The sequence below is a fragment of the Streptomyces sp. NPDC048473 genome, assembly GCF_043200155.1.
Taxonomy (GTDB): Bacteria; Actinomycetota; Actinomycetes; order Streptomycetales; family Streptomycetaceae; genus Streptomyces.
Map to the genome: position 1 here is coordinate 116,345 of NZ_JBICXE010000015.1, position 17,677 is coordinate 134,021.

Genomic DNA, 17,677 nt, shown 5'->3' on the forward strand with positions numbered 1-17,677 from the left:
CTCCTCATTGCGCACGACAGGGCCGTACGCCACAACGAAGCGCGTACGACCGGGGCGTACGGACAAGGCGTGCCGCCCCACCCCATTGCATGCCCAACCGGGCGGGCGCATCAACGGCGCACGCGCGCAGAGACACATGTGCGACCGGATGCGACCGCGTACGCCATCAAGCGTCCTGCGCTCTCCGCCCCCACTTTCCGGCTACGCGCCCTCCACCGGTGTCTGCTGCTGGATGTCGTCGGCGTGCTCACCCGTCACCAGGTAGACCACGCGCTTGGCGACCGACACCGCATGGTCGGCGAAGCGCTCGTAGTAGCGGCCGAGCAGCGTCACGTCGACGGCCGTCTCGATGCCGTGCTTCCAGCGGTCGTCCATCAGGTGCTGGAACAGCGTGCGGTGCAGCAGGTCCATCTCGTCGTCGTCCTGCTCCAGCTGGAGCGCCAGATCGACGTCCTTGGTGATGATCACCTCGGCCGCCTTGGCCATCAGGCGCTGCGCCAGCTGTCCCATCTCCAGAATGGTGGCGTGCAGGTCGTGCGGCACCGCCGATTCCGGGAACCGCAGCCGGGCCAGCTTGGCGACATGCTGGGCGAGGTCGCCCGAGCGCTCCAGGTCGGCGCTCATCCGCAGCGACGTGACCACGATCCGCAGATCCGTCGCCACGGGCTGCTGGCGCGCGAGCAGGGCGATGGCCCGCGCCTCCAGGTCGTGCTGGAGGTCGTCGACCTTCTGGTCCGCGGCGATCACGGTCTCCGCGAGCTTGAGATCGGCATCGAGCATGGACGTCGTCGCCCGGCCGATCGCCGACCCGACGAGCCGGGCCATCTCGACCAGCCCTTCGCCGATCGAGTCGAGTTCCTCGTGGTACGCGTCACGCATGGAAGTCCCTCTCCAGTCCTCACTAAGGCCGGGGCCAGGTATGAACCCCACGCTGCCACCATGGGCGGCGTACGCGTCGGCTTCCGGCCGCCCAAGTGAACCAACCCTTGCTCCTCGGTGAACTCTGGGCGACGAGTGTTCGGATACGCACCCGGATGGCTGGGAGACTCCTCCCGGACCCGCATAACCTTGACGTATGGACGTGAACGCGGCAGTCGCCGCAGCTGCGGCGATCGGCGGTGCGTGTACCGGCGTGATCGCCATGCTGGCGTTCCGCTGGAGCGAGCGCGACCAGAAGAAGCCGACGCGCACCTCCCTGCGGCCCGACAGCAACGCCCCCCTGCCCCCGGGGGTGGACACGGTCCTGTCCGTGCTCAGTTCCTCCGCGGTCGTGCTCGACGAGAGCGACAGCGTGGTCAAGGCCAGCTCCGCCGCTTATGCGCTGGGACTGGTCAGGGGCGGGCGGCTAGCCGTCGACCCCATGCTGAACATGGCCAGGGACACCCGCAGGGACGGCGAGATACGGCAAGTCGAACTGGACCTCCCCAGGCGCGGTACGGGCCGCGGCGAGGCCCTCGCGGTCTCCGCCCGGGTCGCCCCGCTGGGCTCCCGGCTGGTGCTCCTGCTGGTCGAGGACCTCACCGAGGCCCGCCGCATAGAAGCGGTACGACGCGACTTCGTCGCCAATGTCAGCCATGAGCTCAAGACCCCGGTCGGCGCGCTTTCGCTGCTCTCCGAGGCCGTGATGGACGCCTCGGACGACCCGGAGGCGGTGGAGCGGTTCGCGGGGCGGATGCAGATCGAGGCGACCCGGCTGACCAACCTCGTACAGGAGATCATCGACCTCTCCCGGGTACAGAACGACGACCCGCTGGAGGACGCCGAGCCGGTCCGGGTGGACGAGCTGGTGGCCGAGGCCATCGACCGCTGCCGCCAGCAGGCCGGCTCGAAGCAGATCACCATGGCGGCGGGCGGCACCGCGGAGCTCCGTATCTGGGGCAACCGCGGCCAGCTCGCAGCGGCGCTCGGCAACCTCGTCGAGAACGCCGTCAACTACAGCCCCGCCCGTACCCGAGTGGGCATCGCCGCCAGGCGACTGTCCGTACCCGGCGGGGACCAGATCGAGATAGCCGTGACCGACCAGGGCATCGGCATCTCGGAGAAGGACCGCGAGCGGGTCTTCGAACGCTTCTACCGCGTCGACCCGGCCCGCTCACGGGCCACCGGTGGCACCGGCCTCGGCCTCGCCATCGTCAAGCACGTGGCCGCCTCGCACGGCGGGGAGGTCACGGTCTGGAGCTCGGAGGGCCAGGGCTCCACCTTCACCCTGCGGCTGCCCGAAGCGGGCTCCGTACGGGAACGGGACCGCAGCTCGGGCGGACCGCTCATCGTCAACGGCGACGAGGGCCCCTACGGACCCGCTCACCCCGACACCCTTGAATCATTCCCTGCCCCGGAGGTCCTTCCGTGACCCGAGTGCTCGTCGTCGAGGATGAGGAATCCTTCAGCGACGCCCTGTCGTACATGCTCCGCAAGGAGGGTTTCGAAGTCGCCATCGCGGCCACGGGCCCGGACGGGCTTGACGAGTTCGAGCGCAACGGCGCCGACCTCGTGCTGCTCGACCTGATGCTGCCGGGCCTGCCCGGTACGGAGGTCTGCCGTCAGCTGCGCAGCAGGTCCAACGTCCCCGTGATCATGGTCACGGCCAAGGACAGCGAGATCGACAAGGTCGTCGGCCTGGAAATAGGAGCCGACGACTACGTCACCAAGCCGTTCTCCTCGCGGGAGCTCGTCGCCCGCATCCGCGCGGTGCTGCGCCGCCGCGGTGAGCCGGAGGAGGTCACGCCGGCCGCCCTGGAGGCGGGCCCGGTCCGGATGGACGTGGACCGCCACGTCGTCACGGTCTCCGGCGGCAAGGTGGATCTCCCGCTCAAGGAGTTCGACCTGCTGGAGATGCTGCTGCGCAACGCGGGCCGGGTCCTGACCCGCATGCAGCTGATCGACCGGGTCTGGGGCGCGGACTACGTGGGCGACACCAAGACCCTCGACGTCCACGTCAAGCGCCTGCGCGCCAAGATCGAGCCCGACCCGGGCGCACCGCGCTTCCTGGTGACGGTGCGGGGCCTCGGGTACAAGTTCGAGCCGTAAACCGGCCCGTAAACCGGCCCGTACGTAAACGGCGGAGGGCGCGCCCCCCGAAAGGGAGGGCGCCCTCCGCCGTTTACGTATCTGCGTGCGCGCGTACGGTCAGTCGGCCTGCGTCGATGCGGACGCGGCGTCGCTCGGGATGACCGTGTCGCTCTCGGACCCCGACTCGCCAGGAGCCCCCGGGGCCTCGGAAGCGGAACCGGGCGGCGTGGCGGAGGACCCCGCCGCGGGCGACTGCGACTGCGACGGCTGCGCCGGCAGCGAGCTCGGGCCGAAGCCCTTGAAATAGCTGCTCGCCGGCACGACGAACGCGCCGAGCGGGATCTCACCGGTCGAGCTGAACTTGAAGACGACGGGCTGCACATTGCCGGCCTGCGCGGCCTCTCGGCTGTTCGCGATCACGGCGGACGCGTTGCCCTTGCCGCCGAGAACCACCTTGCCGCCGGCCGGGACCACGACCGGTCCGGCTCCCTTGGCGGCGTGCAGCTCCACCGCGGCGCTCGTACCCGGCAGGGTGACGGCGTCCAGGGTCTGCGGCTTGACGCCGTTGTTGAACAGCGTCGCGGTGACGACGGCCGGGCCCTCGGCGTTGCGCTCGGGCTGGGTGACGACGTTCGCGTTCTGGATGCTGATGTCACCGGAGGTGGTGGCAGCAGTGTCCGGCCTGACCTTGAGCGTCGCTGCGTCATTGCCCGCACCGCACGCGGCGAGCGAGGCGATCGAGAACGCGATGGCTGTGGCGGCGAGGGCGCCGTGTCGAAGGCTGCGGCTCACGGCGGCGGCAACTCCTTGAACGTTCGGTCTGCGGACGGGAGGGGCAGGCGACGTAAAGCCGCCCTAAGGGTGTGTCAGCGGCCTTAGGCTACCGAGCCGTCCCGCCCGCCCTGCACCCGACCCGCCCCTTCGCGCCCCTTCGTGCTCCGGCACTTCCCCGGGGCCGGTGCCGTTCGGGGCTCGCACCCGGCCGGGGTTTGCGGACCGGCGCATCCCGAAACCGGCCGACACGCGACGTTCACATATCTCCGGTGATCAATTCATGGAGCGTGCCGCATTCCGCGCGCATAACCGATCCCACCGGGGCGTTGATCAATTCCATTGATCAACCGCACTTACACCCGTACGGGTGATCGACCTCCGAACGGAGTACGGAAAGTTCATCATCCGGAATCCGGCAAAACGGGACGTTCAACCACTTCGCAGGGGGGTTCGGATGGGTGTAACGTGCGCGTTTCGCCTCGCCCGTACAGCCGCTCCGACCTGCGAATACCGTCTCCCGTGAGCCTTCCGCAGCACGTACGTGTTGCTGTTGTCAAGCCCCGAGATATGCCCTGACCTGCGAAAACGCCATTCAGGAGAAGCTGTTCTCGTGTTACTCTTGATAGCCACGGAAGGGGTACCTGTCACATGACGTTCAAGGTTGGCGACACCGTGGTCTATCCCCATCACGGGGCCGCGCTGATCGAGGCTATCGAAACTCGTCAGATCAAAGGCGTGGACAAGACCTACTTGGTGCTCAAGGTCGCCCAGGGCGACTTGACGGTTCGCGTGCCGGCGGACAATGCGGAGTTCGTGGGTGTGCGCGACGTAGTCGGGCAGGAGGGGCTGGACCGGGTCTTCGAGGTGCTGCGCGCACCGTATGCCGAAGAGCCGACGAACTGGTCCCGGCGTTACAAGGCAAATCTGGAGAAGCTCGCCTCCGGCGATGTCATCAAGGTCGCCGAAGTTGTTCGCGACCTGTGGCGTCGTGAGCGCGAGCGTGGACTCTCCGCAGGTGAGAAGCGCATGCTCGCCAAGGCTCGCCAGATTCTGGTGAGCGAGCTCGCTCTCGCGGAGAACACGAACGAAGACAAGGCCGAGGCTCTGCTCGACGAGGTACTCGCGTCCTGAACCGGCTCGCGCCGGTCGTAAAAAATGTGCCGCGGTGCCCGCTGACAACCGTATTCACGGTATGTCGTCGGGCGCTGCGGCATGTCCGGATTCGGCCACGCCGTGTCCGGATTACGTTCTGACTCACCGATGCGTTGGCTTCATCGGCGATCCCCCCGATACGTTGCTCACGATCTTGTGTAGCCGATCCCGAGCGACCGGCGCGGCTTGTCCGACTTCGACCGGGTGTCACGGAAAGGGCCCGGTCGAGTCATGGCATGGCGCCCGGCTCGCTTGTGGCCATACCCATGTCGGCTGTGGAAACAAACATGCCGAAGCTTCGGAGTGCAACCGATGTCTGATCAATCGCGTTCGTACCGCACCGCCGCCGTGATTCCCGCGGCCGGCCGCGGCGTACGGCTCGGCCCGGGCGCCCCCAAGGCGCTCCGCGCGCTGGGCGGGACGCCCATGCTCATCCATGCGGTACGCGCCATGGCGGCGTCCCGTTCCGTCTCCCTGGTCGTCGTCGTCGCGCCGCCGGACGGCGCCCCCGAGGTCAAGAACCTGCTCGACGAGCACGCCCTGCCCGAGCGCACCGACTACCTCGTCGTGCCCGGCGGCGAGACCCGCCAGGAGTCGGTGCGGCTCGGCCTCGACGCCCTGCCCGAGGACGTATCCGTCGTCCTCGTCCACGACGCGGCGCGCCCGTTGGTGCCCGTCGACACCGTGGACGCGGTGATCGAGGCGGTACGGGACGGGGCGCCCGCCGTCGTACCCGCGCTGCCGCTCGCCGACACCGTCAAGGAGGTCGAGCCCGGTGCGCCGGGGGAGCCGGAGCCGGTGCTCGGCACGCCCGAACGGGCCAGGCTGCGCGCCGTACAGACTCCGCAGGGCTTCGACCGCGACACGCTCGTACGCGCGCACGGGACCGTCGCCGTCAGCGGCGAGGGCGCCACGGACGACGCGGGCATGGTGGAGCAGCTCGGGGCGCCCGTCGTGGTCGTACCCGGGCACGAAGAGGCTTTCAAAGTGACCCGGCCGCTGGATCTGGTGCTGGCCGAGGCGGTACTCGCGCGCAGGAGGGCGAACGATGGCTTCTGAGGAACGGACCGGGCCCGTTGTCCCGCTCGTCGGGATCGGCACCGACATCCACGCCTTCGAAGAGGGCCGCGAGCTGTGGTGCGCGGGGCTGCTGTGGGAGGGCGAGGGGCCCGGCCTGGCGGGGCACTCCGACGCCGATGTCGTCGCGCACGCCGCGTGCAACGCGCTCTTCTCGGCCGCCGGGCTCGGCGACCTCGGGCAGCACTTCGGCACCGGGCGGCCCGAGTGGTCCGGCGCCGCCGGAGTCACCCTGCTGACCGAGGCGGCGCGGATCGTACGGGCCGAGGGTTTCGAGATCGGCAATGTCGCCGTTCAGGTCGTCGGCGTACGGCCGAAGATCGGCAAGCGGCGCGACGAGGCGCAGAAGGTGCTGTCGGCCGCTGTGGGGGCGCCCGTCTCGCTCTCCGCCGCCACCTCCGACGGGCTCGGCTTCACCGGGCGGGGCGAGGGCCTCGCGGGGATCGCGACCGCACTGGTCTACCGCACGGGCTGACCCGCCGGTGGGTGGGGGCGGGGCCCCTCCGTGCCGTCTCCTCGGAACCGACGCGGCACCCCGGTACGTACAGCGAACCGGTCATCTACGTCAGTCCCTGCGGGGACGCCCCTGCACGGCCCCCTGTCTCACTCGCACCTGCCGCCCGGTGGCACTGCCCGCGGACGCACGGCGTCCCGGACCGCCCACCCCCGGCACAGGGCGGAGTGACCTCGTGAACCCCGAGGCACACGAACGCGGGAACGGGAAGCGGGAGCGGTGACACGGGGTTGGGTACGGGTAGAAGCACCACCGATCCCGCTTGGAGGACGTACGCCATGACCGCCGCACTCTCCGCAGAACTCAAGGCGCTTCTCGACACGCCCGTCTTCGTCACCGTCGCCACCATCCAGCCCGACGGCAGCCCCCAGGTGTCCCCGGTCTGGGTGAAGCGCGACGGCGACGACGTGCTCATCTCGACGACGGTCGGCCGCCGCAAGGAGCAGAACCTGAGCCGAGACCCGCGGGTCTCCGTCGTCGTACAGCCCTTCGACGCCCCGTACACGTACGCCGAGATCCGCGGCACCGCCGCGCTCACCACCGAGGGCGGCCAGGAGCTCATCGACGAGCTGTCGGTGAAGTACACCGGCAAGAAGTACGCGGAGTTCAACCCCGCGTCCGGCGACGACGACGAGCGCGTGGTCGTCCGGATCACCCCGCGGAAGGTCGTCGGACGCATCTAGGAGACACTCCGCCGCCACAAAACTTTTGCCCGCGATCCCCAAGGGGTCGCGGGGCACTGGTGCGCGCCCACTACCCTTGAGGCGTGACTATTCGCCTGTACGACACCAGCGCCCGGCAGATCCGTGACTTCGTACCGCTCACAGCGGGCTGTGTCTCGATCTACCTCTGTGGCGCGACTGTCCAGGCCGCCCCGCACATCGGGCACATCAGGTCCGGGCTGAACTTCGACATCATGCGCCGCTGGTTCGACTACCGCGGCTACGACGTCACGTTCATCCGGAACGTCACCGACATCGACGACAAGATCATCGCGAAGTCGGCCGAGCAGGGCCGCCCGTGGTGGGCCATCGGGTACGAGAACGAGCGGGCGTTCAACGCCGGCTACGACGCGCTCGGCTGCCTCCCGGTCACGTACGAACCGCGCGCGACCGGCCACATCACCGAGATGATCGAGATGATGCGGGGCCTGATCGAACGCGGTCACGCGTACGCGGCCGACGGCAACGTCTACTTCGACGTGCGCTCCTTCCCCGGCTACCTGGAGCTCTCCAACCAGGACCTGGACGATCTGCGCCAGCCGTCCGGCGACGGCGAGACCGGCAAGCGCGACCAGCGCGACTTCGCGATGTGGAAGGTCGCCAAGCCGGGCGAGCCGAGCTGGGAGACCCCGTGGGGCCGTGGCCGCCCCGGCTGGCACCTGGAGTGCTCCGCCATGGCGCACAAGTACCTCGGCACCGCCTTCGACATCCACGGCGGCGGCATCGACCTGATCTTCCCGCACCACGAGAACGAGATCGCCCAGGCCAAGGGGTACGGCGACGACTTCGCGAAGTACTGGGTGCACAACGGCTGGGTCACCATGTCCGGCGAGAAGATGTCGAAGTCGCTCGGCAACTCCGTGCTCATCAGCGAGATGGTCAAGCAGTGGCGTCCGATCGTGCTGCGCTACTACCTCGGCACCCCGCACTACCGGTCGATGATCGAGTACAGCGAGGAGGCCCTGCGCGAGGCCGAGTCCGCGTTCGCGCGGATCGAGGGCTTCGTGCAGCGCGTCGTCGAGAAGGCGGGCGGCGAGGTCGCCGCGGCCCCCGAGGTGCCGCCGGCGTTCGCCGAGGCGATGGACGACGACCTGGGCGTCCCGCAGGCGCTCGCGATCGTCCACACCACGGTCCGCCAGGGCAACTCCGCACTCGCCGCCGACGACAAGGAAGCCGCCGTCGCCCGGCTCGCGGAGGTCCGCGCGATGCTCGGCGTCCTCGGCCTCGACCCGCTGGACGAGCACTGGGCGGGCGAGAGCGATCGCGGCGACGATCTGCACGGGGTCGTCGACACGCTCGTGCGCCTCGTCCTGGACCAGCGCCAGTCGGCCCGCGAGCGCAAGGACTGGCCCGCCGCCGACGCCATCCGCGACCAGCTCAACCAGTCCGGACTCGTCATCGAGGACAGCCCGACCGGACCACGGTGGACACTCGGCCCGCGCCAGTAGTCCTCCCATGTGCCGCCCGGCGTTCCGGGCGGCACACTTCACTTACATACGCATTTCTGAAGCAACGAAACAGGTAGGTCATGGCCGGGAACAGCCAGCGCAGGAACCGCCGCACGTCCAACAAGAAGGGCATGCAGGTCGGCAGCGGCGGTAACCGACGCCGTGGTCTCGAAGGCAAGGGACCGACGCCGCCCGCCTCCGCCCGCAAGGGACACAAGAAGAACCGGGTCGCCAACGCCGCGGCCAAGCAGGCCGCGGTCCGCCGCCCCGCGCCGAGGCGCGGCGGCGCCAAGGGCACGTCCGAGATGGTCGTCGGCCGCAACCCCGTCTACGAGGCCCTGCGCGACGGCGTCCCGGCGACGACCCTGTACGTCCAGCAGTACATCGACAACGACGAGCGGGTCCGCGAGGCGCTCCAGCTCGCCGGCCAGCGCGGCAACATCAACCTGATGGAGGCGCCGCGCCCCGAGCTGGACCGGATGACGAACGGCCTGAACCACCAGGGCCTCGTCCTCCAGGTCCCGCCGTACGAGTACGCGCACCCGGAGGACCTCACCGCGGCCGCGTACGACAACGGCGAGGACCCGCTGATCGTCGCTCTCGACGGTGTCACCGACCCGCGCAACCTGGGAGCCATCGTCCGTTCCGTCTCCGCGTTCGGCGGCCACGGCGTGGTCGTGCCGGAGCGGCGCGCGGCCGGGATGACGGCGGGCGCCTGGAAGTCCTCGGCGGGCACGGCGGCCCGTACGCCGGTCTCCCGGGTGACGAACCTGACCCGGGCCCTGGAGGGCTACCAGAAGGCCGGCATCACGGTCGTCGGCCTCGCCGCGGACGGTGAGCACACCGTCGAGGACCTGGAGGCACTCGGCGGCCCCGTCGTCATCGTCATCGGCAGCGAGGGCAAGGGCCTGGGCCGCCTCGTCGGCGAGACCTGCGACTACCGGGTCCGCATCTCGATGCCGGGCGGCGCGGAGTCGCTGAACGCGGGTGTCGCGGCCGGGATCGTCCTGTACGAGGTCGCGCGGCGCCGGGCCTGAAGTCCACCCGGCCGGGGGGCGGCCGACCGGGGCGCCCCCTGCCGGAGCTCATTGACGGGCCTCGGACACTTCGGGCCCGTCAAGGCAGTGTCCTAAACACACATCACTCGGTTAGATGAGTGTGGACACCAGAACGCCTCGGTTCGACGAACAACCCGCCCTGAGCATGACCAAGGTGGACTGCGACCCTGCGCAGGTCATCGTCAACCACGCCAGCTTCCGGGTGCAGCTCGCCCCCGGCCAGCGCCCGCGGCTGCGCGGTCTGGCCACCGCCGGCGCGCCCAGGATCCCCGCCATGAGCGGCGGCGCCGGAGCAGTGCGCGGCAGGCGCTCGCCCGTCGTGTGGAGCGGCAGGTCCGCCCCCGGCGACCCCGGCGCCACCGGACTCCTCCAGGCCGTACGGAACTCCACCGCGGGCCGCCCGGCCACCGCGTACGACCCCTACGAGCCCTACGCCGCGCATGCCGGCCACGAGTTCGACGGCGGGCTCGGCGCGGGCGGCACACAGGTCATCGAGCGCCTCGAAGAGACCCAGCCCAACCCCGTCATTCCCGCGCCCCACCAGCCGGGCCGCCACCGCAACGGACCCCTGCTGCCGCCCATGCGCCGGGCGGTCGGCGCCTACGACCCCGTCGACACCGAGCCGTACGGCCGGGAGGCGTACGACGAGGACGAGCACGACGACCTCATCGAGGGCCGGGGGCAGCGCCACGGCAGCGATTCCGTACGGCACGCGTACTATCCCGGGCGCCGGATGAACCTCGGCGTCGTGCTGCTGCCCATGCGTGTCTTCCTCGGCTTCATCTCCATCTACGCGGGCATGGGCAAGCTGTGCGACCCCGTCTACTTCGACGGCGGCGAGCGCGGCTCCATGGTCAAGTGGCTGACCTCGCTGCACCCCTGGGGGCTGGCCGAGCCGCTGCGTGACTTCGCACTCTCGCACCCCGTCGGCGCCGGACTCACCGTCGCCTTCCTCCAGGTCGTCGTCGGCGTCCTCACCGTCCTCGGTCTCTGGCAGCGGGTCGCCGCCTCCGTCGGCGCGCTCCTCTCCGCCGCCCTGCTGGTCACCGTCAGCTGGCGCACCGTCGCCGTCTACGACGCGCCCGACATCATCTACCTCGCCGCCTGGAGCCCGCTGATCATCGCGGGCGCCCCCGTCTACTCCGTCGACGGGCGGCTCGCCGGTGAGGCCTGGCGCAGGCTCGGCCCGCGCTCGGCGATCTGGGACCTCCGCCGCCGGGTGCTGCGCCGGGGCGCCGTCGTCGCCACCGTCGTCGTCGGCCTCACCCTTCTCGTGGGCTCCATGCTCGGCGGCGCGGTCCGCTCCTCCGAGGTCGTCACCGTGCCCGGCCCGAACGGCGACCCGACCAACCAGCTCCCCGGCTCCCCGCTCCCGCAGGAATCCCGCAGCGGCCGGGCCTCCCACACGCCCGGCGGGCAGCGCCCCTCGCCCTCCCGCAGCAGTGCCTCCACCACCCCGTCCGCCAAGGCGTCCACGCCCGCTGCGGGCTCCGTCCGCGAGTCCGGCCAGGCGGGGGCGGGTGCCGGACAGCCCAGCCAGACCCAGGGCACCGCCCAGCAGCTCCCGCAGCGGACGACCCCGCAGCAACCCCCGTCCAGCAGCTCGGGCCCGAGCTCTTCCGGCTCCACCGGCACCGGCGGCGGCTCCACCGGCGGCGGCTCGGACAGCGGCGGTTCCACCGGCGGAACGTCCGGTGGCGGGCAGAACCCCATCGGCGGCCTGCTCGGCTGAGACACCGGACCGCAGTACTGCAGTACGCGAAGGGGCGGTCACCGGTTCGTTCCGGTGACCGCCCCTCCGCGTACTCCGCGGCTCTTCGCTACTGCCCGTCGAGCTCCTTGGCGGCCTCGGTCAGGTCCTTCGCCGTGTCGATGGCCCGCCAGTACGCCCCGTGCGGCAGCGGGTACCCGGCCAGCCTGCGCTCACGGGCCAGCCGGGGGAACGTCGTCCGCTCATGGTCGCCCCGGTCCGGCAGCAGCGTCGTGAACGTCGGCGAGAAGACGTACACACCGGCGTTGATCAGATACGGCGACGGCGGCGACTCGATGAAGTCGGTGATGTGCCCGAACGCGTCCGTCTCCACGGCGCCCCACGGGATACGGGGACGGGCCAGAGCCAGGGTGGCGGTCGCATCGCGCTCGGCGTGGAACGCGGCCATCTCGCGCAGGGAGAAGCGCGTCCAGATGTCGCCGTTGGTGGCGTACCAGGGCTGGTCCGGATCGGGCAGCCGGGCGGCGGCGTACTTCAGCCCGCCGCCGCGTCCCAGGGGCTCGGACTCGACGACGGTCGTCACGCGCAGCGGCAGCACCGCCGCGTCCAGCCACTCCTGCAGCACCTCGGCCAGATGACCGCACGACACCACGGCGTCGGTCACGCCCTCGGCGGCCAGCCAGGAAAGCTGATGGCCGATGATCGGAGTCCCGGTGCCCGGGATCTCGACCATCGGCTTGGGGCGGTCGTCTGTGTACGGGCGCAGCCGCGATCCCTGGCCACCCGCCAGGACCACGGCCTGCGTCGGATACGTATGCATGCCAGGCACGATATGCGGTGCCCGGACCAGCGGGTCAGCTGAACTGTGCGACACCCGAGGCGAACGACGTGTCGCAGACGGGACGCGAGAACCGGTGGGCGCGCGTCGGACCGTACTGCTCGACCGCGGCACGGCCCAGCGCCTTGGCGATCGACATGCAGTGCCGGGCGAGCGAGGGGCGGCCCTCGACGGAACGCTGCAGGTCCGTCAGCGCGACACCCGGGTCCTTCTGCCGAAGCTCCACGAGCAGCCGGTCACGGAGGATGTCCTGCGGGGTGCGCGCCTTGGCACGCTTGGAAACGCTGTGAGCCGACGCGGTCAGGACCTGCGACTCGGAGTTGTGGGCTGCCCACGGCACGCTGGTGACGGCGAGAGTCCCGGAGAGGACCATGACGACGGGCAGTACGAGAGCGAGAGTTCGGCCGATGCGGCGCGCGGTGTGGGTCACGCAGCGAGCGTAGCGGGCAGTGATGATTTGGCGACATTTCGTCACCCTTGAGGGGGATCGTTCGAGGGCGTTTTTCGAATCGCGTGTTGACGAACGGTGCCGAAATGACCGGTGTGCCGGGGATTCCGGCGCCGTACGGATCCAAACCCATGCACGCCCCGCGGCGTGCGAACGGCCCCGCACGAAGAACGTGCGGGGCCGTTGTGGTGCGGGTGTGCGGGGCGTCAGTCGGTGAGACGCTCACCCGTCGAGGTCGAGAAGACGTGCAGCTCGTCCGGGCGCGGGACGACGTGCAGCTTGGTGCCCTTCTCCGGAACGGCGCGGCCGCCGACGCGGACGACCAGGTCCTTGTCCTCGCCGCCGACCCGTGCGGAGCCGTAGACGAAGCCGTCGGCGCCGAGCTCCTCGACGACGTTGACCGAGACGGCCAGACCGGCCGGGGCGTCGGCGCTGTCCTTCGAGAGGGACTTCGCGGCGGCGCCGCCGTGCTCGACGATGTCGAAGTGCTCGGGGCGGATGCCGACCGTGACGGTCGTGTCGCCCTTGTCCGCGGCGGCGGAGAGCGCCTCGCGGGAGACCGGGACGACGCTGTTGCCGAACTTCACACCGCCGTCGGTGATCGGGACCTCGACCAGGTTCATGGCCGGGGAGCCGATGAAGCCGGCCACGAAGAGGTTCGCCGGCTTGTCGTACATGTTGCGCGGCGAGTCGACCTGCTGGAGCAGACCGTCCTTGAGGACCGCGACACGGTCACCCATGGTCAGGGCCTCGACCTGGTCGTGCGTGACGTACACGGTCGTGATGCCCAGACGGCGCTGGAGCGAGGCGATCTGCGTACGGGTGGAGACACGGAGCTTGGCGTCGAGGTTCGACAGCGGCTCGTCCATGAGGAAGACCTGCGGCTCACGCACGATGGCGCGGCCCATCGCGACACGCTGACGCTGACCACCGGAGAGCGCCTTCGGCTTGCGGTCCAGGTAGTCGGTGAGGTCCAGCATCTTGGCGGCCTCTTCGACCTTCGCCCGGATCTCGGTCTTGTTGATACCGGCGATCTTCAGCGCGAAGCCCATGTTGTCCGCGACGGACATGTGCGGGTAGAGCGCGTAGTTCTGGAACACCATGGCGATGTCCCGGTCCTTCGGGGGCAGGTGCGTGACGTCGCGGTCGCCGATGCGGATCGCGCCGCCGTTGACGTCCTCAAGACCCGCGAGCATGCGCAGGGAGGTCGACTTGCCACAACCGGAAGGACCGACGAGGACGAGGAACTCGCCGTCCGCGATGTCGATCTCGAGCTGGTCCACGGCCGGCTTCGTGGAGCCGGGGTAGACGCGGGACGCCTTGTCGAACGTGACACTGGCCATGCTGAATCTTCTCCTTCACCGGCAGGAACGTGCCGGACGATCCGAGTAAGGGAGTGGTCTGGTCCACTTGGGTGAATCCTCAGCGACGCTACCTGGCCATTTGAAATCTGTCAGTAGTTCGAGGCACGCGAATTTTGGGACCGCACAGGCAGCGGTGTTGGTTACACTGCTCCGGCACGCCTCCTTAGCTCAGCTGGCCAGAGCAACGCACTTGTAATGCGTAGGTCGTCGGTTCGAATCCGACAGGGGGCTCAGATGAAACCCCAGCTCAGACGGCGTCTGAGCTGGGGTTTTCTGTTCATCGGACGCGGCGACGACGCCGGGCGCGGGCCGCGCGGGTGTCCGTGGTCTCAGCTGCGGTCTCAGAGACGGGTTCCGGGCCCTCGGAATGAAGGCGTCTCCCATGCGGCGCATAGCGTCCTTCGAGAGGTGAGATCGGCCCTTCACGTAGGCATCGGCGCAGGAGAGGTCGCTACACGTCAGTCGTTCTTCTGCCGTGTCGGCGGCGGACGCGGGTGGTGGCGATCAGGAGGGCGGTACTCAACAGGAGGATCCCCGGGATCAGCGTCTTGAGTGCGCCACCGCCGGACGCTTCGGTGTTCACCGCGGCTGCCGGGGCGGTGCCCTGGGTGTGCGGGAATTTGATCTTCGCGTGGAACTTCTTGACGAGCAGTCCGCTTTTCAGTTCAAGGGTGGCGCGCCAGGGGCCGTCGGCTACTTCGTCGGTTACCGGAATCATCACCGGCTCGGACTGATGGGGTGCCAGGCTCGTGCCCAGCTGTACCTGGTAGGGGCCCGCGCTCAGGCTTCCCGACACCGAGGAGAGCTTCAGGGTGCCGGACAGGTCCAGAGCGCGGCCCCCCGTGTTGATGATCTGGGCGCGCACGATCGCGCGTCCGTCCGGGCCGCGTGCAGCCGTCATCGTGCGCGCCGTGAAGTTCGGGGCCGGAGGGTTGTGGCCCCCGACTGAGAGATACATCCGGATGCCGGTGCGGCTCACCAGGGCGACACCACCACCTCGACCGCCCCTGACTTGCGCCCAGACCACGGCATAGCTCTCACCCGGCGCCGCGTTCCTGGGCACCCTGATTGTCACGGTGTCGCGGAGGGTGTCGTGGGCGGGAACATCGAGCGTCCTGCGTCGCAGCCTTGTCCAGGACGAAAGCTCGTTCCGCTTCCTGCCGGCTGCCCCCACGAACGAGCCGTGGGTGATGGCGGCTGCGGCCGGATACACCTCGACGTGCAAGGTGGAATCAGTGGTGTTCAGTACTTCGATGCGGCGGTGCACGGTCGTGCCCGGCGTCAGGTTGTCGATGATGTAGTGCCGTGCTCGTGGATCGTCGGCCAGGTCGGCTGGGATGTCGACGAGGCGTACGCCGACGCTTCCTGGGCCGGAGTCCGACGAACGTGGCGGCGCCGCTGCATTGGTCGCAGGTGAGGCAGCGCCGGTGGCCGCGACGAGTGCCGCGGCCACCAGAGCCAAAACAGGAACGAAACTGCGCAAGGCGGAGAACCCCCCCAGTGATTTCGGTGTGCTGGATCAGGCCACGGAATGGGTGATCGTCGAGCTGTAGGTGCCGGCCAGTGCGTCCGCCGGGACCGTGACGGAGATGGTTGGGTTCCACACGGCGCTGTTGATCCCGGACACGCTGGTGGCCGTCTGGACAGGACCCGGCGGGTAGAGGGGATCCAGATTGCTGGCGTTGACGATGGCGTTGCCGGTGACCGTGGCGGATGGTGTGCTGTAGCTGCTGGAGCCGGGGGCGGAGACCGAGATGTTCTGCGGTCCTGTGAAGTCGGTTCCGTTCGCGGTGACGACCCAGCCGGTCGTACCACCCCGGTTGTCCGCCACAGTGACGTTCCCGAGCTGTGCGCTGACCGTCTGGGGGGTGCTGCTGGCGGCGACGGTACCCAGGCTCACCGGCCCCGTCGGCACAGTGATGTCGATGGTGCCGGTGGTAATCGAGAGCGTCACCGGCGTGGTTCCGCTCTGATCGGCCGATGCCGGGAGGGGGATGGCCAGAGCCGCCACCAGGCCGGCTACGAGTGAAGCGGCCGCGATACTTCTGCGCATCTTGATCCTCAATTGGGGGTCACAGGTGCAGGTGTAAGTCACCTCCGCCCCGGTATCGGCAGAAGACCGCCTTCACCTGCGCTTTCTCTGCTTCTTTTCACCGGATCGGCCGAGTGGCTCCCGTGCCCGCTGAGTCTCCGACCGGTTCTCTCCCGCGCCTGCCAGGAGGCGTCCGGTCCTCGACGCCTGGCCGCTTGGCAGGCAGGCGGCCAGGCTCGACGCCTCCCGGTCGGGCAGCAGGTCCACCGGACGGCGCGTCTCGACGTCGACCAGCGCCGTGCCGTAGTAACGGCCTTTGCGCGTCGCGTACGTGTTGACTCCCACCACCAGCGGGGCCGGAACTTCCGGCTCGGGCGGTGCGTCGACCAGCCGCAGCACCGTACTGAGGCGGACGGACACCTTGAGGCACCGGCCGGGCGGGCACCGGCCCGGCTGCGCGGTGTGCGTGAGCGATGCGTGAGCGGACGGGGTGTCATGGGGTGGACTGGGCGTCGAGCGGGCCTCGGCCGCACCTCCCTGACCAGTGGAAACTGGATTCGGTGGTACGGCCCGGCACCCGCCGTCATGATCTTGCAGGTGTCATACGTAGGTCGTCGGTTCGAATCCGACAGGGGGCTCAACGAGAAGCCAGGTCGGACCGCGTCCGGCCTGGCTTCTCTTGTCCTTTGGGACCTGAACCTTCCCGGCCGGAGCGCTAGCGCGGGAGCCGCAGCGCCAGGCCGTCGAGGACGACTTCCAGGCCGTAGGCGAACTTGGTTTCGCGGATCTCTACGGGGTCGACGGCCGTGGGTCCGGCGTAGACGTCGGCGAGGTGGTCGTGGGCGGCCGCGGCCCGCCGGGCGGCGGGCATGAGGCGGGCGATGAAGGCGGCCTCGGTCTCGCCGGAGCGGGCGATCGTGGTGAGCCAGGCCGCCTCCGTGGCGCTCATGCCGATGACGTACGACAGGACGGTGTCGATCGCGCGGCTCGGCTCGGGGAAACCGGCGGCCGTGAACAGGGCGGCCAGTCGCTCGGTGAAGGACATGAGGTTGGGGCCCAGGTAGGCGAGGCCCGCCTGGCCGAGGACCGAGGTCAGCCACGGGTGGCGCAGGGCCGTCGCGCGGAAGGACCGGGCGGCCTCGGTGGCGGCGGCGCGCCAGTCGGGGCTGTCGGCCTCGGGGGCTGTCCGGACGAAGTCCGTGGACGGGACGGCGATCTCGGCGAAGACCTCGTCCACCGCGAGCTCCATCAGCTCGTCCTTGGTCGCGACGTGCCGGTAGAGGGAGGTCGCGCCGGCGTTCAGGCGGGCGCCGAGCTTGCGCATGCTGAGCGCCTCGATGCCGTCGGCGTCCAGCATCACGATCGCCTCGCGGACGATTGCGGCCCGGCTGAGCGCGGGCTGGTCGGGCCGGCGCTCCTGCCGGGCCCACACGGACGGGATCGGGTTGGTCTTGGCTGCCATGGCGCCTCCTCGATGCGATGCGTACACCGTTCGCATTCAGCGTACACGAAGGGGGCTTGCGTGCGTCG

General features: G+C 69.8%; 18 protein-coding genes and 1 tRNA gene. 10 read left to right on the forward strand and 9 right to left on the reverse strand.

Features of this window, described 5'->3' with window-relative positions; translation table 11 throughout:
* Nucleotides 1-201 precede the first annotated feature (201 nt).
* The gene (gene phoU, locus ACGFU7_RS23980; protein ID WP_393698078.1) at nucleotides 202-879 is read right to left on the reverse strand and encodes a phosphate signaling complex protein PhoU; all 678 of its coding nucleotides are present in this window, start codon (nucleotides 877-879) and stop codon (nucleotides 202-204) included.
* 196 nt (nucleotides 880-1,075) lie between these two features.
* Between phoU and ACGFU7_RS23985 the strand changes: the two genes are divergently transcribed.
* Complete coding sequence (locus tag ACGFU7_RS23985; RefSeq protein WP_393698079.1) at nucleotides 1,076-2,350, forward strand: sensor histidine kinase; 1,275 nt, start codon at nucleotides 1,076-1,078, stop codon at nucleotides 2,348-2,350.
* Nucleotides 2,347-3,027 carry a response regulator transcription factor gene (locus ACGFU7_RS23990; protein ID WP_030977814.1) on the forward strand — a complete coding sequence of 227 codons (681 nt, stop codon included), beginning with the start codon at nucleotides 2,347-2,349 and terminating at the stop codon, nucleotides 3,025-3,027. The genes ACGFU7_RS23985 and ACGFU7_RS23990 overlap by 4 nt, the downstream gene beginning before the upstream one ends.
* A gap of 99 nt (nucleotides 3,028-3,126) precedes the next feature.
* On the opposite strand, the gene ACGFU7_RS23995 is transcribed toward ACGFU7_RS23990, so the two are convergent.
* On the reverse strand, nucleotides 3,127-3,801 hold the full coding sequence (locus ACGFU7_RS23995) for a DUF461 domain-containing protein (RefSeq protein WP_393698081.1): 675 nt from the start codon (nucleotides 3,799-3,801) through the stop codon (nucleotides 3,127-3,129).
* Between the two features lie 630 nt (nucleotides 3,802-4,431).
* Between ACGFU7_RS23995 and ACGFU7_RS24000 the strand changes: the two genes are divergently transcribed.
* The 7 genes from ACGFU7_RS24000 to ACGFU7_RS24030 all read left to right on the forward strand — a co-directional run bounded on the left by ACGFU7_RS24000 (nucleotide 4,432) and on the right by ACGFU7_RS24030 (nucleotide 11,486).
* Entirely contained in the window at nucleotides 4,432-4,914 is a 483-nt protein-coding gene (locus ACGFU7_RS24000) for a CarD family transcriptional regulator (RefSeq protein WP_006380568.1), read from the forward strand.
* 333 nt (nucleotides 4,915-5,247) lie between these two features.
* A complete protein-coding gene (ispD, locus tag ACGFU7_RS24005; RefSeq protein ID WP_393698083.1) occupies nucleotides 5,248-5,994 on the forward strand; it encodes a 2-C-methyl-D-erythritol 4-phosphate cytidylyltransferase in 747 nt (248 codons plus the stop codon).
* Nucleotides 5,984-6,487: a 2-C-methyl-D-erythritol 2,4-cyclodiphosphate synthase gene (gene ispF, locus ACGFU7_RS24010; protein ID WP_393698084.1), complete on the forward strand. Its 504-nt coding sequence runs from the start codon at nucleotides 5,984-5,986 to the stop codon at nucleotides 6,485-6,487. The genes ispD and ispF overlap by 11 nt, the downstream gene beginning before the upstream one ends.
* Before the next feature lie 317 nt (nucleotides 6,488-6,804).
* Nucleotides 6,805-7,209 (forward strand): PPOX class F420-dependent oxidoreductase, encoded by a 405-nt coding sequence (locus ACGFU7_RS24015; protein WP_393698086.1) that lies wholly within the window; start codon nucleotides 6,805-6,807, stop codon nucleotides 7,207-7,209.
* A gap of 83 nt (nucleotides 7,210-7,292) precedes the next feature.
* Complete coding sequence (gene cysS, locus ACGFU7_RS24020) at nucleotides 7,293-8,696, forward strand: cysteine--tRNA ligase (protein WP_393698088.1); 1,404 nt, start codon at nucleotides 7,293-7,295, stop codon at nucleotides 8,694-8,696.
* 80 nt (nucleotides 8,697-8,776) lie between these two features.
* On the forward strand, nucleotides 8,777-9,733 hold the full coding sequence (gene rlmB, locus ACGFU7_RS24025) for a 23S rRNA (guanosine(2251)-2'-O)-methyltransferase RlmB (protein ID WP_393698090.1): 957 nt from the start codon (nucleotides 8,777-8,779) through the stop codon (nucleotides 9,731-9,733).
* Between the two features lie 115 nt (nucleotides 9,734-9,848).
* Nucleotides 9,849-11,486, forward strand: coding sequence for a DoxX family membrane protein (locus ACGFU7_RS24030; protein WP_393698092.1), 1,638 nt, complete (start codon nucleotides 9,849-9,851; stop codon nucleotides 11,484-11,486).
* Nucleotides 11,487-11,574: 88 nt separating this feature from the next.
* On the opposite strand, the gene ACGFU7_RS24035 is transcribed toward ACGFU7_RS24030, so the two are convergent.
* The 3 genes from ACGFU7_RS24035 to ACGFU7_RS24045 form a co-directional block, all read right to left on the reverse strand.
* Nucleotides 11,575-12,285, reverse strand: coding sequence for an NDP-sugar synthase (locus ACGFU7_RS24035; protein WP_393698093.1), 711 nt, complete (start codon nucleotides 12,283-12,285; stop codon nucleotides 11,575-11,577).
* 34 nt (nucleotides 12,286-12,319) lie between these two features.
* Complete coding sequence (locus ACGFU7_RS24040; protein WP_393698095.1) at nucleotides 12,320-12,733, reverse strand: hypothetical protein; 414 nt, start codon at nucleotides 12,731-12,733, stop codon at nucleotides 12,320-12,322.
* Between the two features lie 224 nt (nucleotides 12,734-12,957).
* Entirely contained in the window at nucleotides 12,958-14,094 is a 1,137-nt protein-coding gene (locus ACGFU7_RS24045; protein WP_393698097.1) for an ABC transporter ATP-binding protein, read from the reverse strand.
* Nucleotides 14,095-14,272: 178 nt separating this feature from the next.
* Between ACGFU7_RS24045 and ACGFU7_RS24050 the strand changes: the two genes are divergently transcribed.
* A tRNA-Thr gene (locus tag ACGFU7_RS24050) sits at nucleotides 14,273-14,346 on the forward strand.
* A gap of 220 nt (nucleotides 14,347-14,566) precedes the next feature.
* Here the strand turns inward: ACGFU7_RS24050 and ACGFU7_RS24055 are convergent.
* The 4 genes from ACGFU7_RS24055 to ACGFU7_RS24070 form a co-directional block, all read right to left on the reverse strand.
* Nucleotides 14,567-15,577 (reverse strand): hypothetical protein, encoded by a 1,011-nt coding sequence (locus tag ACGFU7_RS24055; protein ID WP_393698098.1) that lies wholly within the window; start codon nucleotides 15,575-15,577, stop codon nucleotides 14,567-14,569.
* A gap of 57 nt (nucleotides 15,578-15,634) precedes the next feature.
* Nucleotides 15,635-16,168: a hypothetical protein gene (locus tag ACGFU7_RS24060; protein ID WP_393698100.1), complete on the reverse strand. Its 534-nt coding sequence runs from the start codon at nucleotides 16,166-16,168 to the stop codon at nucleotides 15,635-15,637.
* A 72-nt stretch (nucleotides 16,169-16,240) separates the two neighbouring features.
* Nucleotides 16,241-16,567: a hypothetical protein gene (locus tag ACGFU7_RS24065; protein ID WP_393698102.1), complete on the reverse strand. Its 327-nt coding sequence runs from the start codon at nucleotides 16,565-16,567 to the stop codon at nucleotides 16,241-16,243.
* Nucleotides 16,568-16,862: 295 nt separating this feature from the next.
* Nucleotides 16,863-17,609, reverse strand: a complete 747-nt coding sequence (locus tag ACGFU7_RS24070; protein WP_393698103.1) for a TetR/AcrR family transcriptional regulator C-terminal domain-containing protein — start codon at nucleotides 17,607-17,609, stop codon at nucleotides 16,863-16,865.
* Nucleotides 17,610-17,677 lie beyond the last annotated feature (68 nt).